Origin of the sequence: Streptomyces sp. BB1-1-1, assembly GCF_031597775.1 — a bacterium.
In the GTDB taxonomy this organism is placed as follows: domain Bacteria; phylum Actinomycetota; class Actinomycetes; order Streptomycetales; family Streptomycetaceae; genus Streptomyces; species Streptomyces thinghirensis.
The window spans coordinates 1669541-1691205 of the sequence record NZ_CP134203.1 but is presented as its reverse complement, the minus strand read 5'-3'; the positions used below and the strand labels follow the sequence as shown (position 1 = coordinate 1691205).

Annotated in this window: 19 protein-coding genes; 13 read left to right on the top strand and 6 right to left on the bottom strand. The window is 75.8% G+C overall.

The annotated features are described in order from the left end of the window. Positions 1-12 precede the first annotated feature (12 nt). Entirely contained in the window at positions 13-453 is a 441-nt protein-coding gene (locus tag RI578_RS07840; RefSeq protein ID WP_310870416.1) for an SRPBCC family protein, read from the bottom strand. Between the two features lie 31 nt (positions 454-484). Next, the gene (locus tag RI578_RS07835; RefSeq protein ID WP_310870415.1) at positions 485-1264 is read right to left on the bottom strand and encodes a polysaccharide deacetylase family protein; all 780 of its coding nucleotides are present in this window, start codon (positions 1262-1264) and stop codon (positions 485-487) included. 129 nt (positions 1265-1393) lie between these two features. Here RI578_RS07835 and RI578_RS07830 point away from each other — a divergent pair, with 129 nt between their 5' ends. From RI578_RS07830 to RI578_RS07775, 12 genes are all read left to right on the top strand, one after another. Continuing rightward, a complete protein-coding gene (locus RI578_RS07830; RefSeq protein WP_310870414.1) occupies positions 1394-2386 on the top strand; it encodes an NAD-dependent epimerase/dehydratase family protein in 993 nt (330 codons plus the stop codon). A gap of 180 nt (positions 2387-2566) precedes the next feature. Further along, a complete protein-coding gene (locus tag RI578_RS07825) occupies positions 2567-4207 on the top strand; it encodes a carbamoyltransferase C-terminal domain-containing protein (RefSeq protein WP_310870413.1) in 1641 nt (546 codons plus the stop codon). Beyond that, complete coding sequence (locus RI578_RS07820) at positions 4204-5238, top strand: glycosyltransferase (protein ID WP_310870412.1); 1035 nt, start codon at positions 4204-4206, stop codon at positions 5236-5238. Before RI578_RS07825 ends, RI578_RS07820 begins: the two co-directional genes overlap by 4 nt. Continuing rightward, positions 5235-5882: an HAD family hydrolase gene (locus tag RI578_RS07815; RefSeq protein WP_310870411.1), complete on the top strand. Its 648-nt coding sequence runs from the start codon at positions 5235-5237 to the stop codon at positions 5880-5882. The genes RI578_RS07820 and RI578_RS07815 overlap by 4 nt, the downstream gene beginning before the upstream one ends. Next, positions 5879-6868 (top strand): glycosyltransferase family 9 protein, encoded by a 990-nt coding sequence (locus tag RI578_RS07810; protein WP_310870410.1) that lies wholly within the window; start codon positions 5879-5881, stop codon positions 6866-6868. The genes RI578_RS07815 and RI578_RS07810 overlap by 4 nt, the downstream gene beginning before the upstream one ends. Further along, on the top strand, positions 6865-7818 hold the full coding sequence (locus RI578_RS07805) for a glycosyltransferase (protein WP_310870409.1): 954 nt from the start codon (positions 6865-6867) through the stop codon (positions 7816-7818). Before RI578_RS07810 ends, RI578_RS07805 begins: the two co-directional genes overlap by 4 nt. Next, positions 7815-9032: a glycosyltransferase family 1 protein gene (locus tag RI578_RS07800; RefSeq protein WP_310870408.1), complete on the top strand. Its 1218-nt coding sequence runs from the start codon at positions 7815-7817 to the stop codon at positions 9030-9032. The genes RI578_RS07805 and RI578_RS07800 overlap by 4 nt, the downstream gene beginning before the upstream one ends. Continuing rightward, the gene (locus RI578_RS07795) at positions 9032-9640 is read left to right on the top strand and encodes an SIS domain-containing protein (RefSeq protein ID WP_310870407.1); all 609 of its coding nucleotides are present in this window, start codon (positions 9032-9034) and stop codon (positions 9638-9640) included. Before RI578_RS07800 ends, RI578_RS07795 begins: the two co-directional genes overlap by 1 nt. An 8-nt stretch (positions 9641-9648) precedes the next feature. Further along, complete coding sequence (rfaE2, locus tag RI578_RS07790) at positions 9649-11019, top strand: D-glycero-beta-D-manno-heptose 1-phosphate adenylyltransferase (protein ID WP_310870406.1); 1371 nt, start codon at positions 9649-9651, stop codon at positions 11017-11019. Between the two features lie 542 nt (positions 11020-11561). Then, positions 11562-12515, top strand: coding sequence for a glycosyltransferase family 9 protein (locus RI578_RS07785; RefSeq protein WP_310875697.1), 954 nt, complete (start codon positions 11562-11564; stop codon positions 12513-12515). Then, positions 12512-13447 carry a glycosyltransferase gene (locus RI578_RS07780; RefSeq protein WP_310870405.1) on the top strand — a complete coding sequence of 312 codons (936 nt, stop codon included), beginning with the start codon at positions 12512-12514 and terminating at the stop codon, positions 13445-13447. Before RI578_RS07785 ends, RI578_RS07780 begins: the two co-directional genes overlap by 4 nt. After that, positions 13444-14340, top strand: a complete 897-nt coding sequence (locus tag RI578_RS07775) for a glycosyltransferase (RefSeq protein WP_310870404.1) — start codon at positions 13444-13446, stop codon at positions 14338-14340. The genes RI578_RS07780 and RI578_RS07775 overlap by 4 nt, the downstream gene beginning before the upstream one ends. Before the next feature lie 46 nt (positions 14341-14386). Here RI578_RS07775 and RI578_RS07770 read toward each other — a convergent pair whose 3' ends face one another. The 4 genes from RI578_RS07770 to RI578_RS07755 all read right to left on the bottom strand — a co-directional run bounded on the left by RI578_RS07770 (position 14387) and on the right by RI578_RS07755 (position 17550). Next, positions 14387-14695 carry a DUF3040 domain-containing protein gene (locus RI578_RS07770; protein ID WP_310870403.1) on the bottom strand — a complete coding sequence of 103 codons (309 nt, stop codon included), beginning with the start codon at positions 14693-14695 and terminating at the stop codon, positions 14387-14389. Between the two features lie 61 nt (positions 14696-14756). Then, positions 14757-15680, bottom strand: a complete 924-nt coding sequence (locus tag RI578_RS07765; RefSeq protein WP_310875696.1) for a polysaccharide pyruvyl transferase family protein — start codon at positions 15678-15680, stop codon at positions 14757-14759. A 47-nt stretch (positions 15681-15727) separates the two neighbouring features. Then, positions 15728-17170, bottom strand: coding sequence for a hypothetical protein (locus tag RI578_RS07760; RefSeq protein ID WP_310870402.1), 1443 nt, complete (start codon positions 17168-17170; stop codon positions 15728-15730). Further along, the gene (locus RI578_RS07755; RefSeq protein WP_310870401.1) at positions 17167-17550 is read right to left on the bottom strand and encodes a hypothetical protein; all 384 of its coding nucleotides are present in this window, start codon (positions 17548-17550) and stop codon (positions 17167-17169) included. Before RI578_RS07755 ends, RI578_RS07760 begins: the two co-directional genes overlap by 4 nt. A 316-nt stretch (positions 17551-17866) precedes the next feature. Between RI578_RS07755 and RI578_RS07750 the strand changes: the two genes are divergently transcribed. Next, complete coding sequence (locus RI578_RS07750; protein ID WP_310870400.1) at positions 17867-21655, top strand: WD40 repeat domain-containing protein; 3789 nt, start codon at positions 17867-17869, stop codon at positions 21653-21655. Positions 21656-21665: the final 10 nt, after the last annotated feature.

Genomic DNA, 21665 nt, shown 5'->3' with positions numbered 1-21665 from the left:
GCAACCCGTGGTTCACGGACGCCGCAGGAGCCGGTTGACCGCGCGGCCGAAGACGTACCGCCCCGCGCGGCCCAGGACGCCGTCGAAGAGGGACGGCAGCGGGCGGACGCGCAGCTCCTCGCGCCACAGGACGCGGGTCCGGCCGCCGGGGCCCGCGTGGACCTCGATCTCGGCCCAGCCCCTGACCAGCCGGCCGCGTTTCTCCAGCCGGCACCGGCCGGGGGCGTCGTCCCGAGGCGGCTCCCAGACGGTCACCTCCATCCTGTCGTCGAAGGCGAGCGGGCCGGCGCCCGTGCGGGCCACGATCACCGTGCCCCGGCGAGTGGGGCCGGGCGTGGTGACGGTGACCCGGGTCAGCGGCACGGCGTCGCCGTGCCGCTGCCATTCGGTGAGTCGGCGCCAGGCCTCGTCCAGCGGGAGCGGGGCGGTGCGTTCGAGCGAGAAGGTGACCACGGAACGATCGTAGGGAACCGACCGAGGGTAACTAGCGGTACACCTTGCCCGGCTCGGCCTTGCCGGGGGCCAGCAGCTGGGGGACCGTCACGAAGACGTAGCCGCGCTTCTTGAGCGCGTCGATGATCCCGGGCACGGCGGGCACGGTGCCGTCGTAGATGTCGTGCAGCAGGATGATGCCGTCCCGGGACGACTGCTTCAGGACGCGCTCGGTGATCAGGTCGGAGTCGTCGGTCTGGTAGTCCTTGGCGGTCACGCTCCACAGCACCTCCGCCAGTCCCAGCTCGCGGCAGATCTCGTGCACCGTGTCGTTGGTGCGGCCCTGCGGCGGGCGCATCAGGGTGGGGCGCTGCCCGGTCAGGCGCTCTATCTCCCGGTTCGGGCGCTCCAGCTCCTCGCGTATCTCGTCCGGTTCGGCGTCCGTGAGGATTTTGTGCGTCCAGGTGTGGCTGGCCACCTCGTGGCCCTCGTCGGCCATACGTCCGACCAGCTCGGGATACGTGTCGATGTGTCTTTTGCCGAGCAGGAAGAAGGTCGCCGGGACCTTCTTCTCCTTGAGTATGTCGAGCAGCCGGGCGGAGTTCTCGCTCGGTCCGGCGTCGAAGGTCAGCGCGATGCACTTGGCGTGGCCGCAGTCGACGGTGCCCAACCCGGCCCGCGCCTGGGCGCCCGCCGCGCCCCGGACGGAGCTGGGGGAGGTCGTCTCCAGTTTCGTGCAACCGCTCAGTGTCAGTGATGCGGCGGCCGCGAGTGCCGCGACCGCACGCAACCTGGTCCCCGTTTTTGTCATCTTGCTGGTCAGCGAAGGCATGCGAGGACTATACATAGCGAGTATAGACGTAGTTTATAGTGGTCCTTCGAATAGATATTCGAGGTAGTGAGGGCGTTCACCGGGTTACTCAGCCGACACGCAAGTGACGGTGAGAGTGAGGAGGACCCCGTGAGCGAGAGCCCTGAGGGCGACAGCCCCGTGAGTGGACGCGTCTGGCGCCGGGCCCTGGTGACCGGCGGCGCCGGATTCGTGGGATCCCACCTGTGCGGCCGCCTGCTCGAAGCCGGCACCGACGTCGTGTGCCTCGACAACCTGGCCACCGGCTCCCGAGGCAACGTGGCCGACCTGGAACGCCACCGCGGCTTCCGGTTCGTCCACGCCGACGCCACCGACCCGGCCGCCGTGCGCCGCCTGCCCGGCCGGTTCGACCTGGTCCTGCACTTCGCCTGCCCGGCCTCGCCCGCCGACTACCTCCGGCTGCCCCTGGAGACCCTCGACGTCGGCAGCACCGGCACCCGCAACGCCCTGGAGCGGGCCCGTACCGACGGCGCCCGCTTCCTGCTCGCCTCCACCTCCGAGGTCTACGGCGACCCGCTGGAACACCCGCAGCGCGAGACGTACTGGGGCAACGTCAACCCGACCGGCCCGCGCAGCGTCTACGACGAGTCCAAGCGCTTCGCCGAGGCGCTGGTCACCGCCCACCGCCAGGTGCACGGCACCGACGCCGCCATCGTCCGCATCTTCAACACCTACGGCCCCCGCATGCGCACCGGCGACGGCCGTGCCGTGCCCACCTTCATCGCGCAGGCCCTGGACGGCATGCCGCTCACGGTCGCCGGCGACGGCGGCCAGACCCGCTCCCTGTGCTACGTCGACGACACCGTCGACGGCGTCCTGGCCCTCGCCGCGTCCGGCGAGGACGGGCCGATGAACATCGGCGGCGCCGACGAGATCACCATGCTGGAACTGGCCCGCCGCGTCGTCGAGCTCACCGGCTCCGGTTCCCGCATCCGCTTCGTCGAGCGTCCCGTCGACGACCCCGGCCGGCGCAAGCCCGACACCACCCTGGCCCGGGAACGGCTCGGCTGGCAGCCGCGGGTCGGGTGGAGCGAGGGGCTGGAGCGGACCATCGGCTGGTTCGCGCACTCCGTCGCCGCGTAGGCCTCCTGCGGTTGCGGCGCCACCTCGTCACGGTGAGTGATTTGTGCGCTCATTTCTGGAATTGAGTTGGCTCCAAGTGTTTGAGGCAGCCGCACCACGGGACCCGCGAGCCGAGAGAGACCCAGAAGTACCAGAGAGACCGAGCAACACCCACGAGCCGCCCGGGACGGAGCACCCCCCATGCGCATCCTTGGTATCAACGCCCTGTTCCACGACCCGGCCGCCGCACTCGTCGTCGACGGCCGGACCGTTGCGGCCGCCGAGGAAGAGCGCTTCAGCCGCCGCAAGCACGGCAAGCGCCCGGTGCCCTTCTCCGCGTGGGAGGTACCGGAACTGTCGGCGCGGTGGTGCCTGGAACACGCCGGAGTGCGGCCCGGGGAACTGGACGCCGTCGCGTACTCCTTCGACCCCAAGCTCGCCCGGCCCGCCCGGGACATGGGCCTGGACGACCCCTGGGACCCGCTGCGGCTGGAGTACGCCCGCCGCGCCCCCGAGTTCCTCGCCGAGGCGCTGCCCGGACTCGACCCCGACCAGGTCGTCTTCGTCCCGCACCACGTGGCGCACGCCGCCTCCGCCGGACCGGCCTCACCGCACCCCGACAACGACGTCCTCGTCCTCGACGGACGCGGCGAGTCCGCCTCCCACCTGGCCGGCCGCTACCGCGACGGCAAGCTCGACACCCTCGCCACGCAGGCGCTCCCGCACTCGCTCGGCCTGGTCTACGAGGAACTGACCGAGCACCTCGGCTTCCTGCGCAGCAGCGACGAGTACAAGGTGATGGCCCTCGCCTCCTACGGCACCCCCCGCCACCTCGACCGCCTGCGCGAGCACATCCACGCCACCGGCGACGGCGGCTTCCGCGCCCACGGCGTCGACTGGGCGGCCCTCGCCCCGGCCCGCGCCAAGGGCGAGGACTGGACGAAGGACCACGCCGACCTCGCCGCGAGCACCCAGGCCGTACTGGAGGAACTGCTCCTCGAACTCGTCCACTGGCTGCACCGCGAGGCCGGGGGAGAGGCCCTGACCATGGCCGGGGGCGTCGCGCTCAACTGCGTCGCCAACTCGAAGATCGCCGCCAGTGGCCCGTACCGGCACGTGTGGGTGCAGCCCGCCGCAGGGGACGCGGGCACGGCCCTCGGCAGCGCCCTGCACGTCGCCGCCGCCCAGGAGGGCGCCGCTCCCGAGCCCATGCCCGGCGCCGACCTCGGCCGCGGCTGGAGCGACGAGGAGATCCGCGCCTGGCTGGAGACCGCCGCGATCCCCTACGAGGAGCCGGACGACATCGCCGAGACGGTCGCGGAGGAGCTGGCCCGGGACGGCGTCGTCGCCTGGTTCCAGGGGCGCAGCGAGTTCGGGCCGCGCGCCCTCGGCCACCGCTCCCTGATGGCCCACCCGGGCCGCGCCGAGAACCTGGAGCGGCTCAACCACGTCAAGGGCCGCGAGGAGTTCCGCCCCGTCGCGCCCATGGTGCTGGCCGACCGCGCCGCCGACATCTTCACCGGGCCGATCCCCAGCCCGTACATGCTCTTCGTGCACGACGTCGCCGCCGCCTGGCGCGACCGCATCCCGGCCGTCGTGCACGTCGACGGCACCGCCCGCATCCAGACCGTGGAGGAGCGCCGCGAGCCGCTCGTCGCGCGGATGCTGAACGCCTTCGAGCGGCGCACCGGACTGCCCGTCGTGGTCAACACCAGCCTCAACACCGCCGGGCGGCCCATGGTCGACGACCCGCGCGACGCGCTGGAGTGCTTCGGCTCCGCACCCGTGGACCTGCTGGCCATCGGCCCGTTCGCGGTGCGCCGGGGGAAGGCGTTCGCATGAGCGGCGCACCTTCGACCGGCGGCCCCATGACCGGCTACGCCGTGGTCGTCCCCACCCTCGTGCGCGACACGCTGGCCGACTGCCTGGCCGCGCTGGCCGCCGCGACCGGGCCCGGCCCCGACGAGATCATCCTCGTCGACGACCGGCCCGGCCCGGACGCCGACCCGGACGCCCTGGAACACCCCCTGACCGTCCTCGGCGACCTGCGCGAACGCGCGGTGGTGCTGCGCAGCGGGGGCCGGGGCCCCGCCGCCGCCCGCAACACCGGCATCCGCGCGGTCACCTCGCCCTGGACCGCCTTCCTCGACGACGACGTGCAGGTCGGCCCGCACTGGTGCGACCAACTGGTCCAGGACCTCGCCGAGGCGGCCCCCGACACCGGTGCCGTGCAGGGCGTGATCGCCGTGCCGCTGCCCGGCGAGCGCCGCCCCACCGACTGGGAGCGCGGCACCGCCGGTCTCGCACGGGCCCAGTGGATCACCGCCGACATGGCCTACCGCACCGACGTGCTCAAGCAGGTCGACGGCTTCGACGAACGCTTCACCCGCGCCTTCCGCGAGGACGCCGACCTCGCGCTGCGCGTCCTCGACGCGGGCTGGCGCATCCGGCGGGGCCGCCGCACCACCCGCCACCCCGTACGCGACGCCTCCCGCTGGGCCTCCCTGAAGCAGCAGCGGGGCAACGCCGACGACGCCCTGATGCTGCGGCTGCACGGCCCCGACTGGTGGGCCAAGGCGGTGGCGCCCAAGGGCCGGATCCGACGCCACGCGGCGATCACCGCCGTCGGCGCGGCCGCCCTCGCCCTCGCCGCCGCCGGCCGGCCCCGCGCCGCCGCGGTCGCCGGGCTCGGCTGGGCCGCGGGCACCGCCGAGTTCGCCTGGGCCCGCATCGCCGCGGGACCGCGCACCCGTGACGAGGTCACGACCATGCTGGTCACCAGCGCGCTCATCCCGCCCGCCGCGACCTGGCACCGGCTGAGCGGAATGTGGCGGCACCGCCGCGCCCCCGCCTGGCGGGAGGTGGCCGCATGAGCCCCGTCAAGGCCGTGCTCTTCGACCGCGACGGCACCCTCGTCCACGACGTCCCCTACAACGGCGACCCCGAGCGGGTCCGGCCGGTGGAGGGCGCCCGTGAGGCGGTCGCGCTGCTGCGCGCACACGACATCCGCACCGGCGTCGTCACCAACCAGTCCGGCGTCGCCCGCGGCCTCATCAGCGACGCCGACGTCCGTCACGTCAACCGGCGGATCGACGACCTCGTCGGCCCCTTCGACGTCTGGGCGATCTGCCCGCACGGCCCCGACGACGGCTGCCACTGCCGCAAGCCGCAGCCCGGCCTGGTCCGCTGGGCGGCCGGACGCATCTGCACCGCCCCCGCCGACTGCGTCGTCATCGGCGACATCGGCGCCGACACGGAGGCCGCCGAACGCGCGGGCGCCCACGGCATCCTCGTCCCCAACGCGCAGACCCGCCCGGAGGAGACGGCCGCCGCGGCCCATGTCGCGCCGGACCTGCTGACCGCCGTACGGGCGGTACTCGCGGGCCCGCCCAAGGGCCGGGTCCTCGCGGACGAACGGCCCATCGGCGCGGCCTTCCGGACCCGGACGGCCCCCGTCCTCGCTCCCGAGGCGGCCCCGTCACGTGCCGCCGCAGAGACCCGTGGGAGGCCGCGATGAAGGCGCTCGTCACCCGGCTCGACAGCTTCGGCGACGTACTGCTCGCCGGACCCGCCGTGCGGGCCGTGGCCGCCCGGGCCGACCACGTCACCATGTTGTGCGGATCGCGCGGCGCGCCCGCCGCCCGGCTGCTGCCCGGCGTGGACGAGGTGCTGGTGTGGGACGCGCCGTGGGGCGGGTTCCAGCCGCCCGACGTGAACCGGGCGGACATCGACGCGCTCGCGGACCGGATCGACGCCGACACCGCGCTGATCCTCACCTCCTTCCACCAGTCACCGCTGCCCACCGCCCTGGTCCTGCGCCTGGCCGGCGTCCGGCACATCGCCGCGGACAGCGTGGACTACCCCGGCTCCCTGCTCGACCTGCGCCACCAGCGCGCCCCGCACGCCCACGAGGCCGAGGCGGCGCTCGACCTCGCCGAGGCGGCCGGGTTCCCCCGCCCCGACGACGGGCGGCTGCGCGTGCGCACGCCGCCCCGCGCCGACGCGCTGACCGGCCCCGGCCCCTACGTCGTGCTCCACCCGGGCGCCAGCGTCCCCGCCCGCGCCTGGAGCCGCGAACGCGCCGCCGAGGCCGTGCGCGAACTCGCCGCCGCCGGGCACCGCGTGCTGGTCACCGGCGGCCCCGACGAACGCGACCTCACCGCGTACGTCGCGGGCGAACACGGCACCGACCTCGGCGGCCGCACCGAGGCCCCGGAACTGTCCGGCGTCCTCGCGGGCGCCGCCGTCGTCGTCACCGGCAACACCGCGCCCGCCCACCTCGCCGCCGCCGTCGGCACCCCGGTCGTGTCCCTGTTCGCCCCCGTCGTACCGGCCGAGCGCTGGCGGCCGTACGGCGTCCCGTACGTCCTGCTCGGCGACCAGGACGCGCCCTGCGCGGACAGCCGGGCCCGGGACTGCCCCGTCCCCGGCCATCCCTGCCTGAACACCGTCACGGCCACCGACGTGGCGGCCGCCGTCGAGAAACTCCTGGGGGAGGCATGAGGATCCTCATCTGGCACGTGCACGGGTCGTGGACCACGGCCTTCGTGCAGGGCCCGCACACCTACCTCGTCCCGGTCACCCCGGACCGCGGACCCGACGGCCTCGGCCGCGCCCGCACCTGGGACTGGCCCGACTCCGTGGTGGAAGTGCCGCCGGAGCGGCTGCGGGACGAGCACATCGACCTCGTGATCATCCAGCGCCCGCACGAACTCGCCCTGGTCGACGAGTGGCTCGGCCGCCGCCCCCCGCTGGTGTACCTGGAGCACAACGCCCCAGACGGCGACGTGCCCGACACCCGCCACCCCGCCGCGGACCTCCCCGACGTCACCACCCTCGTCCACGTCACCCACTTCAACCGGCTGATGTGGGACGCGGGTCCGAGGGAGACGACGGTCGTCGAGCACGGCATCGTCGACCCGGGCCACCGCTGGACCGGTGAGCTGGACCGGGCCGCCGTCGTCGTCAACGAGCCGATCCGGCGCGGGCGCACGACCGGGACCGACCTGCTCCCCGCCTTCTCCCGCGCCGCCCCGCTCGACGTCTTCGGCATGCGCACCGAGGGGCTCGCCGAGCACATCGGCGTCGACCCCGAACGCTGCCGCACACAGGACGTCCCCCAGAGCGACCTGCACACCGAACTGGCCCGCCGCCGCGTCTACGTCCACCCCGTCCGCTGGACCTCCCTCGGCCTGTCCCTCCTGGAGGCCATGCACCTGGGCATGCCCGTGGTCGCCCTCGCCACCACCGAGGTGACCGAGGCCGTGCCCCCCGGCGCCGGAGTGGTCTCCAACCGCATCGACGTACTGACCGACGCCGTACGCGACTTCCTCGCCGACCCGCCGCACGCGCGGACGGTCGGCGACGGAGCCCGTGCGGCGGCCCTGTCCCGCTACGGGCTGTCCCGCTTCCTGGACGACTGGGAGCGGCTGCTGAAGGAGGTGACCCGATGAGGATCGCCATGGTGTCCGAGCACGCGAGCCCCCTCGCCGCGCTCGGCGGCGTCGACGCCGGTGGACAGAACGTCTACGTGGCCCGTCTCACCGAGGAGTTGGCCAAGCGCGGCCACGACGTCACGGTCTACACCCGCCGGGACGCCACCGGTCTGCCCGACCGGGTGCCGCTGCCCGGCGGCGCGGTCGTCGAGCACGTGCCGGCCGGACCGCCCGCGGTCGTGCCCAAGGACGAACTGTTCCCGCACATGCCCGCCTTCGGCGCACACCTGGCCCGCGCCTGGGCCCGGGAGACGCCCGACGTGGTGCACGCCCACTTCTGGATGTCCGGCATGGCCTCCCAGATCGGCGCCCGGCCGCACGGCGTCCCCCTCGTGCAGACCTTCCACGCCCTCGGCACCGTCAAGCGGCGCCACCAGGGCATGCGGGACACCAGCCCGTACGAGCGCATCGGCATCGAACGGCAGCTCGGCCGCGCCTGCGAACGCGTCCTGGCCACCTGCACCGACGAGGTCGTCGAACTCGGCGACATGGGCGTACCGCCCCGGCAGGTGTCCGTCGTCCCCTGCGGTGTGGACGCCGAACACTTCCACCCCACCGCCGACACCGGCCGCACCCCGGACCGACGGCAGCGGCACCGCCTGCTCGCCTGCGGCCGGCTCGTGCCCCGCAAGGGCTACGACCAGGCCATCCGCGCCCTGGCCCAGGTCCCCGACACCGAACTCCTCATCGCGGGCGGCCCGCCCGCCGGCGGCCTCGACGCCGACCCCGAGGCCCAGCGGCTGACCGCGCTCGCCCGCCGCACCGGCGTCGCCGACCGGGTCCGGCTGCTCGGCGCGGTCGACCCCGAGGACATGCCCGCCCTGCTCCGCAGCGCCGACCTGGTGCTGTGCACGCCGGTCTACGAGCCCTTCGGCATCGTGCCGCTGGAGGCGATGGCCTGCGGCGTGCCCGTCCTCGCCACCGATGTCGGCGGCCACCGCGACTCCGTGTCCGACGGGACCACGGGCCGCCTGGTCACCCCGCAGGACCCCGAGGCCATCGCGGACGCCGCCCGCGAACTCCTCGCCGACGAACGGCTGCGCCGCCAGTACGGCAGGAACGGCCGCCAACGCGTCCTGCGGCACTACACCTGGGCGCGCGTCGCCGACGGTGCGGAACAGGTGTACCGCCTGACCCTCGCCGACCACGCACTGTCGAAGGAGGTGGCGTGATGACCGTGCACCCGCCCGTCGTAGGGCACTGCGACGAACTCCAGGAGGCGCTGGGGGCGTTCCGCGCTTCCGCGCACATCACCGAACGCTGGGGTTCGCGGCTCGCCGCCGTCCTCTCCGGCGGCGGCCGGCTGCTGGCCGCGGGCAACGGCGGCAGCGCCGCCCAGGCGCAGCACCTGACCGCCGAACTCGTCGGCCGCTACCGCGACGACCGCCCGCCGTTCTCCGCCATCGCCCTGCACGCCGACACGTCGTCCACGACCGCCATCGCCAACGACTACGGCGTCGACGAGGTGTTCGCCCGCCAGGTCCGCGCCCACGGCCGCGACGGCGACGTGCTGATGCTGCTGTCCACCAGCGGCGCCAGCGCCAACCTGCTCTCCGCGGCCGACGCCGCCCGCGCGGCCGGCGTGCACGTGTGGGCACTCACCGGCTGCGAGCCCAACCCGCTCATGGCGGGCAGCGACGAGTCCCTGTGCGTGGCAGCCCCTTCGACGGCCACCGTCCAGGAGATCCACCTGGTCGCCGTGCACATGATCTGCGCGGCCTTCGACGTGGCCCTGGAACGGGGCGTACGGGGCGCGGGTGACAAGGGAACGCGGAGGTGACGGCACGCATGGCTGACAGGACCCCCCTGGTCGTGGTCGGCGACGCCCTGCTGGACCGCGACCTGACCGGCTCCGCCGACCGGCTGGCGCCCGACGCGCCGGTCCCGGTCGTCTCGGAGTGCGCCGAGCGCGTAGGCCCCGGTGGCGCCGCGCTCGCCGCGTATCTCGCCGCCCGCGACGGCCGCGAGGTCACGTTGATCACGGGCGCGGGAGACGACCCGGCCAGCCTGGCCCTGCGCGAGCTCCTCGCCCCCTGGCTGACCCTGATCGCCCTCCCCCTCACCGGAACGCTGCCCGAGAAGACCCGCGTCCTGGCGCAGGGCCGCCCCGTCGTCCGCCTCGACCGCGGCGGCGGGCGGGCCCGCGAGGCCACGGACGAGGCCCGCGCCGCGCTGCGCTCCGCCCGGGCCGTGCTGGTCTCCGACTACGGCCGCGGCACGGCGGACGCCCTGCGGGACGTACTGGCCGCCCGCCCGCCGCTGGTTTGGGACCCGCACCCGCGCGGCGGCCCGCCGGTCCCCGGCACCCGGCTGGTGACACCCGCCGAGAAGGAGGCGCACGGCTTCGCACCGCGCGACGGCCAGCCGGGCGGGGGACTGCGCGCCGCCGCGCTCAACGCCGCCGCCCTGGTACGGGACTGGCGGGTGGCCGCGGTGACGGTGACCCTCGGTTCCCGGGGCGCCCTCCTCTCCTACGGCGAACACCCCCTGCTCGTCCCCGCGCCCGCCGCCCACCACGGCGACTCCTGCGGCGCGGGGGACCGGTTCGCCGCCACCGCCGCCGGGCTGCTCGCCGACGGGGTGCTGGTGGGGGAGGCCGTCGAGGGCGCGGTGGGCGCCGCGACGGCGTTCGTCGCCGCGGGCGGCGCGGGCGCCCTGCCCCCCGCCGACACGGGCCCCGTGTCTCCCTCCTCGCCCGACACCGACGACCCGCACGCCCTGGCCGCCCGCGTCCGCGCCCAGCACGGCACGGTGGTCGCCGCGGGCGGCTGCTTCGACCTGCTGCACGCCGGGCACGTCGGCCTCCTCCAGGCCGCCCGGCGGCTCGGCGACTGCCTGGTCGTCTGCGTCAACTCCGACGCCTCCGTCCAGCGCCGCAAGGGCGACGGCCGCCCCGTCAACCCCCTCGCCGACCGGGTCCGCGTGCTGCGCGCGCTGGCCTGCGTCGACGCGGTCGCCGTCTTCGACGAGGACACTCCCGAACGCCTCCTCGGCGACCTGCGCCCCGACGTCTGGGTCAAGGGCGGCGACTACGCCGGCGCGGACCTCCCCGAGGCGGCCCTCCTCCAGGAGTGGGGCGGCCAGGCGGTCCTCCTGCCGTACCTGGACGGCCGCTCCTCCACGGCCCTGATGGCCCGCGCCGCGGAGGGCGTGCGATGACCCACGCCCCCTCGACCCCGGCGCGCGGCCGAGCCCCCGCCCCACCGCCCGCTGACGACCTGCCGACGAACGCCACCAAGTCCCGTGCCTCGACGGGCGGCTCGGTGCCTTCGGCGTCGGTGGGTGGGCCTGTGGCGGGCGGCTCTGTGGCTCCGGCGTCCGACGGTGGGTCCGTGGCGGGCGGTCCTGTGGCTCCGGCGTCGGTGGGTGGGCCTGTGGCGGGCGGCTCTGTGGCTCCGGCGTCCGACGGTGGGTCCGTGGCGGGCGGTCCTGTGGCTCCGGCGTCGGTCGGTGGGCCTGTGACGGGCGACCCCGTGGCTCCGGCGCCCGACGGTGGGTCCGTGACGGCCGCCGCGCCTTCGGTGTCCGCCGGTGGGCCCGTGACGGGCGACCCCGTGCATCCGCCGTCCGGCGGGACTGCGCACCCGCCCGGCGCCGGGCCGGCGCACGCCGCCTCCGACGCGGTGCCGGACAGCGGGCCGGACAGCAGGACGGACGGCGGGCCGGGGGAGCACGGGGCCGGTGGCGGGGCGCGGCCCCGGGTGCTCGTCCTCCGGGCCCTCGGGCTCGGGGACCTGCTGGCCGGGGTGCCCGCGCTGCGCGCGCTGCGTCGCGCGTACCCGGGGCACGAACTGGTGCTGGCCACCCCCGCCGAGCTGGCGCCCGTGGTCGCGGCGACCGGCGCCGTGGACCGGCTGCTGCCCGCCGCCGAGCCCGGCCGTGCCGTCCCGCGCGCCCTCGACTGGACCGGACCGCCCCCCGACGTCGCCGTCGACCTGCACGGCAACGGGCCGCCCAGCCACCGTCTGCTGATGGGCCTCGCCCCGCTGCAGCTGCTGGCGTTCGCGCACCCGGAGACGCCGGAGGTGGACGGGCCGCCCTGGTACGCCGAGGAGCACGAGCGCGACCGGTGGTGCCGGCTGCTGCGGGCGTACGGCATCGACGCCGACCCGGCCGACCTGCGGCTGCCGCGCCCGGACGTACCGTCCGCCGCCCCCGGAGCCGTCGTCCTGCACCCCGGCGCCGGCGCCCCCTCCCGCTGCTGGCCCGTGGAACGGTACGCGGCCGTGGCGGAGGCGCTGCGCGCACGGGGGCGCCGGGTCGTCGTCACCGGGGGAGCGGACGAGGGAGACCTGGTGGCCCGGCTGGCCAAGCTCGCCGACCTGCCCGACACGGACGTGTTCGGCGGCGGCCTGCCCCTCGACCGGCTCTCCGCCCTGGTGGCCGGCGCCCGCGCCGTCGTCAGCGGCGACACCGGCGTCGCCCACCTCGCCGTCGCCCACGCCACGCCCTCCGTCACCCTCTTCGGCCCGGTCCCGCCCAGCCGCTGGGGCCCGCCCGACCACCCCCGGCACCGCGCCCTGTGGCACCCGGGCCCGGACGGCGACCACGGCGACCCGCACGGCCACGAGACCGACCCCGCGCTGCTGCGGATCACCACCGACGACGTCCTGGACGCACTCGACGCCCTGGACGCCCTGGGAGAGGCACCATGAACCACGCCACGAACCGCGGTCCGTCCAGCACCCGCGAACTGCACCACGCCGACCCCACGAAACCCGCCCCCGTCGGCATCGTCATCGCCACCCGCAACCGTTCCGCGAGCCTCGCCGTCACCGTGCGGCACCTGCTCGCGCTGCCCGAGCGGCCCGAGATCCTCGTCGTCGACAACGCCTCCACCGACGACACCCGCGCCATGCTGGCCCGCGACTTCCCACAGGTCCGCGTGGTCTCCCTGCCGTTCAACCGCGGCGCCCTCGCCCGCACCCACGGCGTCCGCGCCCTCGACACCCCGTACGTGGCGTTCAGCGACGACGACTCCTGGTGGGCGCCCGGCGCCCTCGCCGCCGCCGCCCGGCACTTCGACGAGCACCCCCGGCTCGGGCTGCTCTCCGCCCGCACCCTCGTCGGCCCCACCGACGCCGCGGACCCCCTCAACGACCTGCTCGCCGATTCCCCCCTCGGCCCGGCCACCGACCTGCCCGGCATCCAGGTGCTCGGCTTCCTCGGCTGCGCCGCCGTCACCCGCCGCACGGCCTACCTCGACGCGGGCGGCTACCACCCCCTGCTCTTCTTCGGCGCCGAGGAGACCCTCCTCGCCTACGACCTGGCCGCCCGCGGCTGGGGCGTCACGCACTGCCCCGACGTGACCGCCCACCACCACCCGGACCCCGGCCCCCGCACCGACCGCCCGGCCGTCGTACGCCGAAACGAACTGCTCACCGCCTGGCTGCGCCGCCCCCTCCCGCACGCGCTCGCCCGCACCCGCGGCCTCGCCGCCGACGCCCGCCGCGACCCGCACGCCCGGCGCGCCCTGCGCGAGACGCTCACCCGCCTGCCCGCCGCCCTGCGTGCCCGCAGGCCCCTGCCCCCGCACGTGGAGCGCGCCGCACGCCTCCTGGACACGGCGAACGGAGGGACGTCATGACCGACACCCGGACCACCGTCGTCGTCATCACCCACAACCGGCGCCCGGAACTCCTGCGCACCCTGGACCGCCTCGCCGAACTCCCCGAGAAGCCCCCGGTGATCGTCACCGACAACGCCTCCACCGACGGCACCGCCTCCGCCGTCGCCCGCCACCATCCGCGCGTACGGCTCCTGCGCCCCGGCCGCAACCTCGGCGCCGTCGGCCGCAACCTGGCGGTCCGTCAGGTCCACACGCCCTACGTCGCCTTCTGCGACGACGACTCCTGGTGGGCGCCGGGCTCCCTGGCCGGAGCCGCCGACCTGCTCGACCGGTACCCGGCGGTCGGCTCGGTCACCGCCCGCATCCTCGTCGAACCCGACGGCACCGAGGACCCGATCGTCAAGGAACTGCGCGACTCGCCCGTGCCCCGCCCGGACTGGCTACCGGGGCCGGCCCTCGGCTCCTTCCTGGCCGCCGCGACCGTACTGCGCACCGACGCCTTCCGCGCCGCGGGCGGCTTCCACCCCAGGCTGTGGCTGGGCGGCGAGGAAGAGCTGCTCGCGGCCGACCTGGCGGCGAACGGCTGGTGGCTGACGTACGCCGACGAACTGACGATCCATCACCACCCGTCCGAAGTCAGGGACTCGACGCTGCGGCGGGCGCACGGCATCCGCAACACCCTGTGGTTCACCTGGCTGCGCCGACCGGCCGGCCCGGCCCTGCGCCGCACCCTCCACCTGGCCCGCACCGTCCCGCGCGACACCGCGTCCCTGCGCGCCTTCGCGGAGGCGACGGCCGCCCTGCCGTGGGTGCTGCGCGAGCGCCGGGTGCTGCCGCCGGAGGTCGAGGCCCGCCTGCGCTCACTCGAACCCGCCCAACGCGACTCGACGGCCCGCAGCTACACGGGCTGACGGACGCGGCACGAAGCCGACCGCCTCCTCGGCCCGCCTCCCTCCCCTAACCCTCCGTCCACCGGCACAGCAACCGGAACGCCGCGAACAGCGTCACCGGCCACGCCACGGCGAAGGCCCAGATCACACCGGGCTCGGACGTGACGATGCCGGCGACCATGAGGGTGACCGACAGCGCGAACAGCAGGAGGACGGTCAGGGTGCGCGGGCGGTACGCGGCCAGGCGGCCCAGGTCGGGGCGGCGGCCGAGCCGCAGCGTGCGCAGGCGCCTGTCCAGGCGGCGGTCGCGGCGCAGCGCCCGTTCGACCTCGTCGAGTATGCGCTGCTCGTGTTCGGGGAGTCGGCCGATGCTCACGATGTCTCCTCCTGGGGGGGGGCGGACCGACGGCCCCCCGAGTGCCCGTGCGGCCGGGGAGCTAACCGGCCGTCCGCACCCCCGGCGCCTCCAGCGCCGCCACGAGACCGTCCGCGGCATCCGCGGCCGCGTCCGCCGCCCGGAACCCGGCACCGATCCGCCGGGCCTCGTCCCGCCCGCCGGTCAGGCACCAGTGCCACCAGTGCTCCAGCACGTCCTCCGCCAGCCGGTCGGCGGCCACCAGCGCCGGCCAGCCGCAGGCACGGGCCTGCGCCGTCACCTTCGCGCCGCCCGCGACCGGGTCCACCGCCAGCGCCGGCGTCCCGGCCCGCAGCGCCAGGACCAGCCCGTGCAGCCGGTCGGTGACGACCAGGTCCAGCCGGGCCAGTACGGCCTCCAGCTGGGCCGGCGTGCCGCACAGCCGCCAGTCGTGCGCGTCGAGCCGCGTCTCCAGTTCCAGCCGGGCACAGTCCTTGCCGGCCAGCCAGCGCGTCAGCCCGGCGGCGACCTCCTCGTGCCGTCGCTGGCCCCCGTACTCGTGCTGCCCGTGGGTGAGGACCACCCCGACGACCGGCCGGGCGGGCAACGCGGGTGCGCGGGCCGCGAGATCCAGGGTCGGCGCGGCGCCGGCGGCGTCCCGGGCCAGCACCTCGTGGAAGCCCGTGACGGCCGGGGAGGCGGGGTCGACGACGGAGACGCCGACGGCGATCCGCACGCAGTGCGCGAACCGCCGGTGCACCTCCTCGACCTGCGGCCCGTGCGCCGGCCCGCACACGAAGACCAGCCGGGAGTACGCCGCCGGGTCCACGTCCGCGAAGTGCGCACCGTCCGCCCGGAACCCGGGGCTCCATACGACGTCGTACGCGAGCCCCGCGTCCCGCAGCACCTCCTCCACCCGCCGCAGCGCCAGCACGTCCCCGGCGGTCGCCTCCCCGTGCAGGAAGCTGAACCAGCCGGTCACCAGGGTCTTGTCTCGTCCGTGCACAGTGCGCACGGGTGCCCCGCCGGCGGCGCGGCAACCCCGCCGGCCGGTCAGCGCTTGACCACCGACTCGAAGGCGTCGCGCACGTCGTCGTCCGAGGGCGTGACGGACTGCTGCGACGGCGGACTGCCGTAGTACGAGATGAAGTACGGGCAGCTGGTGCCGCTGATCTGCAGCTTGCGGTCGGTCACGAGCTTCCCCGTCCGCAGCGCGTAGGCCTTCACCCGGACCTCGACCTTGTGGAAGGTGACGCTGCGGACGCGCTCGTCGTCGTCCCGGTACTGGCAGGTCTCGACGGTGTTCCCGACGCCCGCCGAGTCCACGCACACCACCAGCGCCGCCTTGGCCGCGTCGGAGGCGTGCCACCCGTCCGGCAGCTTGTCCGAGTACTCGCCGTCGCCCACGAACAGGGCGCGGTTCGTGCCCTTGCGGTAGGCGGGCGCCTGCGAGTACTTCGCCGGTTCCCGGCAGTAACCGGTGCTCATGTCGTCCGCCGCCGTCACCAGCTCCCTGACGTGGTCCAGCTCGATGGCCAGACCGGCCTTCCGGATTCCCTTGCGGGCGGCCTCCGCGCGGTCGTCGCCGGGGTGCTCGTCGAGCAGCCGCCGGTAGCGGTCGCGCGCGTCCGCCCACTCCTCGTCGGTCATGAGGGTGTCGGCGCACTCCATCAGCGCCTCGGGCGCTATCCGGGCCGCGGTGGCGGAGGAGGGGCCGTTCAGGCTCTTCGGCCCGCTGTCGCGCTCACGCAGCCAGTCGGCGATGCGGATGGTCCGGCAGCCGTCTTCGGTGGGCAGATCCCGGAGGAAGCGGTTCAGGGTCGTCCCGACCGTCTGCTCGTTGCCGGGCTCCTCGAGGACCGTGCCGAGCCGTCCGAAGCCGGTCTCCAGCATCTCCAGGTCACCGGTGAGCCCGCCGCTCAGATAGCCCGCCGCCGTGTCCAGGCGCTCGCACGTCCCGACCGCCGTGTCGCCGCGGGCGGCCACCGGGGCGGCGGCCAGCCGGTGGCCGGGCCCCACCCTGTCCTGCGCGGCCACCACGGCCACGCAGTCCCCGTCCTCGCGGGCCTCGGCGACGGCGTCCTCGATCCCGTGGGCGTCGAAGCGCAGCCACCCGGCGGTCGCCAGCACCGGGAGGGTGAGGGCGAGCGCGAGCACCCGCTGACCGCGCCGGGGGCCCGCCGCCGGGTCGCGCCGCGCCAGCCGCAGGCCGTGCGCGACGACCGCCGCCCACCACAGCAGCAGGAGCAGCTCGGACCACGTCTCGGCCTTCGAGACGATCAGCCACACCAGCGCGCCGGTGACCACCGCGGCACCCCAGAACAACCCCCGTCGCCCCAGGATCAGGTAACCCACGCCGAGCAGCGAGGCGTTGCCGACGGCGACGGCGAGCGGATCGGGCTCCCGGGGTTCGCGCGGCGGGGCGGGCGGCCAGTGCTCCGGCTCGGGCAACTCGGACTCGGGGTACTCCGGCCCGTCGTACGGCGGGCGGGTCATGCCTCGCTCCCCTCGTCGCCCTGCCGGGCGCGGACGTACGCCTCGGCGGCGGGCGCGTACAGCAGGAACAGCCCGGGGACCGCCAGAACCGCGGCCATCAGGAGGGTGAGACCGCCGTACAGCGGGTCGACGAGCGCGAACGGGGCCGCCAGCAGCAGGATCAGCACGGTCAGACAGGCGGCCGTGGTGCGCGCGGTCCGCCGCCCGCGGCCCGCCCGGACCGCGAACCAGACGCATGCGAGCCAGAGCGCGGTCATCAGCGTCCGGGCCTGCGCCTGCGGGTCGGCCGTCGCCGCGACGACGGCCGTCAGGGTCCCCAGTGCCAGCAGGACCACGGCCAGGGTGACGCCGGCCGGCCGACGCGTGGTGGCGGGAGTCATCGGATCACTTTCCCTCATGTGCCTTTCCCCGGAGCGGGCGAAGTGGGTGCGGGGTGGCACGGCACGGCCGCGCCGGACCCGGTGTCCGCGCCGCCCCGCACTCCCCCGGCCACCGATTCCACCGCGGAATACCGTTGTTCAGCAGCCCGGAGGCGGCACTGAACAATGCGCGACCGGAGTGAAGAGGCCGTGAACTCCCCGTGCGTCCCCCGCCGACGATCACCCGTTCGCTTGCCGCGCCGTCCGGCGGCTCCCTACCGTGGGCGCCCGGGCGGAAACCGAGAGCGACAAGCGACGACGGCGTGGGCGGGGATACGTGAGCGGAAGCGGAGTGGGACGCCGGGAGCGACGGCTCGACCCGGACGCCGGACCGGTGCAGCGGTTCGCCGCGGAACTCCGCGCCCTGCGGGAGTCGGTGGGGCGACCGACGTACCGGGCGATGGCGCAGAAGGTCCCGTTCTCGGTGACCGCCCTGTCGCAGGCGGCGGCCGGCCGGCAGCTCCCCACCCTCGCGGTGACCCTCGCCTACGTCGACGTCTGCGGCGGCGACCCGGAGGAATGGGAGCGGCGCTGGCGCGAGACGAGCGCGGAGGCCGCCGCCCTCGCCGCCGCCGACGAGGACACGCGACCCCCGTACCGGGGCCTGACACGGTACGAACCGGACGACGCGGCCCTGTTCTTCGGGCGTGACCGGCTGGTCGGCCGGCTGACCGAGCTGACCCGCCGGCACCGCTTCACCGCCGTCTTCGGACCCTCCGGCAGCGGCAAGTCCTCCCTGCTGCGGGCCGGTTTGATCCCGCGCCTGCGCGAGCCGGGAACCGACGCGGACGCCCCCGAGCCCCCCGCGGCCGTACGCATCCTCACCCCCGGCGCGTACCCGCTGCGCACCCACGGGGACCGGTTGGCCCCCGTGCCGGACACCGGTGCGGACACCTGGCTGATCGTCGACCAGTTCGAGGAGCTGTACACCCTCTGCACGGACCCGGCCGAACGGAACGCCTTCGTCGACCGGCTGCTCGCCGCCACCGCCCCCGACAGCTCACTGCGGGTGGTGATCGCCGTACGCGCCGACTTCCTGGGGCGGTGCGCCGAACACCCCGAGCTCACCGCGGCGTTGCAGGACGCGACCCTGCTCGTCGGACCCATGGGCCGGGACGAGCTGAGGGAGGCCGTCGTCCGGCCGGCCGCCGCGGCGGGACTGGTCGTCGAACGCGCCCTGACCGCACGGCTGCTCGACGAGGTCGAGGACGCGCCCGGCGGACTGCCGCTGATGTCGCACGCGTTGCTGGAGACCTGGCGGCACCGCACCGGCCGGACCCTGACCGAGTCCGCCTACGAGGCCGCCGGCGGACTGCGCGGCGCCGTCGTCCGCACCGCCGAGGAGGTGTACGGCGAACTCACCGGGCCCCAGGCCGACCTGGCCCGGCGCATCCTGCTGCGGCTCGTCGCCCCGGGCGACGGCACCCCCGACACCCGTCGGCCCGCCGAGCACGCGGAACTCGACCTCGGCGACCCCGACAGCGCCCGTGCCGTGCTGGACCGGCTGGTCCGGGCCCGGCTGCTCACCCTCGACGACGGCACCGTCGAACTGGCCCACGAGGCCCTCATCACCGCCTGGCCGCGGCTGCGCGGCTGGATCGACGCCGAACGCGACCGGCTGCGCGTCCACCGGGCACTGTCCGAGGCCGCCGGCACCTGGCTGGCCCTCGGCCGGGAGAACGCCGCGCTCTACGCGGGCTCGCGCCTGTCCGCCGCCCACGACGCCTTCCCGCAGGACCAGCGGAGCGCGGATCTCACGCCGGTGGAGAGCGAGTTCCTGGCCGCGTCGATCCGCCGGCGGCGCCGCGCGGTATGGCTCCGGCGCGGCCTGTCCGCGGCGCTCGCCCTGCTGGTCCTGGTCGCCTCGGGCACCGCCGTCGTCGCTCTGCGGGCGCGGGCCACCGCCCAGGCCGAGCGGGACGACGCCGTTTTCAGCCGGATCACCGCGGAGGCCGACCGGCTGCGCGGCACCAACACCGCGCTGACCGCCCGGCTCGACGTCGCCGCGTTCGGCATGCGCTCCACCGCCGAGCTGCGGACCCGGCTCACCACGGACGCGGGCCGGGTGCTGTCCACCCGGCTGTCCGGACACGAGGGCATCGGCAGTGCCGTCGCGTTCGCCCCCGACGGCCGGACCCTCGCCGGCGGCGGCCACGACGGCACCGTACGGCTGTGGGACACGGCGGGCGCGGACGAGCAGCTCGGCGAGCCGCTGCGCATCGCCGGCGGACCGGTGGGCGACGTGGCCTACTCACCCGACGGCGCCCTGCTGGTCGCGGCCGGGCACGGCGGCGCCGTCCGGCTCTGGGACGCGCACGACCGCGCCCGGCCGCGGCCCGTCGGCCCGCCCCTGGTGAGCCACGACGGGGAATCCGTCGTCGCCGTCGCCTTCACCCCCGACGGCCGCACCCTCGCCACCGCGGGCGACGACGGCACCGTCCGCCTGTGGGACGTGGGCGACCCGGCCCGGCCCGAGCCGCTGGGCGCACCGGTCCGCGCCGACGCCCGCAGCGTCCGCGACGTCGCCTTCGCCCCCGACGGCCGCACCCTCGCCACGGCCGGCCACACCGGAACCGTCCGCCTGTGGAGACTGGACGGCGCCGACGGGGCGACCCCGCTCGGCGAGCCCCGGCGCGCACACGAGGAGGCCGTCTGGTCGGTGGCGTTCTCCCCGGACGGCGCCACCCTGGCCACCGCCGGCTACGACGAGACGGTGCGCCTGTGGGACGTGTCCGGCTCGGGCGGCCCGACCCCGCTGGGCGATCCGCTCACCACGCACTCCGCCGCCGTGTGGGCGGTGGCGTTCAGCCCGGACGGACACACGCTGGCCACGGCCGCGCAGGACGACACCGTGGTCCTGTGGAACGTGGCCAACCCGAAGTACCCGCAGCAGATCGGCGAGCCGCTGACCGGGCACACGGAGGGCCTGTGGGACGTGGCGTTCGCCCCGGACGGCCGCACCCTCGCCACCACCGGTGCCGACCGCAGCGTCCGCGTCTGGCACCTGCCGGAGAACGTCCTCACCGACTTCACCAACCCGCTCACCTCCGTGGCCTACGGCCCGAAGGGCCGCCTCCTCGCCGCCGCCAGCACCGACGACGCCCTGGTCCGGCTCTGGGACGTCGGCCGGCCGGGACACCCCCGCGCGCTGCCGCGACACCTCACCGGCCACGAGGCCCCCGTCCTGACCGCGGCCTTCGCCCCCGACGGCCGCACGGTCGCCACCGGCGCCGAGGACGGAACCGTACGTCTGTGGGACGTCTCCGAACCCGCCCGCCCCGCCCCCGCCGGCACCCTCCCCGACGCGCACCCGGGCGGCGTCCTCACCGTCGCCTTCGCCCCGGACGGCCGCACCCTCGCCACCGGCGGCGCGGACGGCCGGGCCAGGCTGTGGGACGTGCGCGGCCCGCACGACGTACGGCCTCTCGGCGTGCCCCTGATCGGCCACACGGACTGGATCACCTCCGTGGCCTTCGCCCCGGACGACGGCCGCACCCTCGCCACCGGCAGCCAGGACAAGACGGCCCGCCTGTGGGACGTGGGCGACCGCGACCGGGCCCGCCCCGTGGGCGAACCCCTCACCGCCCACGGCGACTGGGTCAACTCGGTGGCATTCTCCCCGGACGGCCGCGCCCTCGCCACCGGCGGCCGGGACCGCACGGTACGGCTGTGGGACGCCACCGACCCCGGCCGGGTCCGCCCCCTGGGCGAGGCGCTGACCGGGCACCGCGGCGGCGTCACCTCCGTGGCCTTCGCCCCGGACGGCCGCACCCTCGCGAGCGGCGGCGAGGACCACGAGGTACGCCTGTGGAACGTCGCCGACCCCGTCCACGCCGAGCCCTTCGGCGACGAACTCACCGGCCACCTGGAGACGGTCACCTCGGTCGCGTTCAGTCCCGACGGCGACACCCTCGCCTCCGCGAGCAACGACCTCACGGCGCGGCTCTGGACGCTCGACACGGAACGGACGGTCCGTCACATCTGCGCCCGCACCGGCGGCGACCTCACCCCCGCCACCTGGCACGAACTCCTGCCGCGGCTCGCCCACCGGCGCACCTGCGGGTGACGCGGCCGCG

Bases quoted from the DNA above. Each gene is read 5' to 3' on its own strand.
- RI578_RS07835 (WP_310870415.1), bottom strand. From the start codon at position 1,264: ATGCCTTCGCTGACCAGCAAGATGACAAAAACGGGGACCAGGTTGCGT.
- RI578_RS07810 (WP_310870410.1), top strand. From the start codon at position 5,879: ATGAAGGCGCTCGTCACCCGGCTCGACAGCTTCGGCGACGTACTGCTC.
- RI578_RS07825 (WP_310870413.1), top strand. From the start codon at position 2,567: ATGCGCATCCTTGGTATCAACGCCCTGTTCCACGACCCGGCCGCCGCA.
- RI578_RS07805 (WP_310870409.1), top strand. From the start codon at position 6,865: ATGAGGATCCTCATCTGGCACGTGCACGGGTCGTGGACCACGGCCTTC.
- RI578_RS07795 (WP_310870407.1), top strand. From the start codon at position 9,032: ATGACCGTGCACCCGCCCGTCGTAGGGCACTGCGACGAACTCCAGGAG.
- RI578_RS07780 (WP_310870405.1), top strand. From the start codon at position 12,512: ATGAACCACGCCACGAACCGCGGTCCGTCCAGCACCCGCGAACTGCAC.
- RI578_RS07760 (WP_310870402.1), bottom strand. From the start codon at position 17,170: ATGACCCGCCCGCCGTACGACGGGCCGGAGTACCCCGAGTCCGAGTTG.
- RI578_RS07815 (WP_310870411.1), top strand. From the start codon at position 5,235: ATGAGCCCCGTCAAGGCCGTGCTCTTCGACCGCGACGGCACCCTCGTC.
- RI578_RS07820 (WP_310870412.1), top strand. From the start codon at position 4,204: ATGAGCGGCGCACCTTCGACCGGCGGCCCCATGACCGGCTACGCCGTG.
- RI578_RS07775 (WP_310870404.1), top strand. From the start codon at position 13,444: ATGACCGACACCCGGACCACCGTCGTCGTCATCACCCACAACCGGCGC.
- RI578_RS07755 (WP_310870401.1), bottom strand. From the start codon at position 17,550: ATGACTCCCGCCACCACGCGTCGGCCGGCCGGCGTCACCCTGGCCGTG.
- rfaE2 (WP_310870406.1), top strand. From the start codon at position 9,649: ATGGCTGACAGGACCCCCCTGGTCGTGGTCGGCGACGCCCTGCTGGAC.
- RI578_RS07800 (WP_310870408.1), top strand. From the start codon at position 7,815: ATGAGGATCGCCATGGTGTCCGAGCACGCGAGCCCCCTCGCCGCGCTC.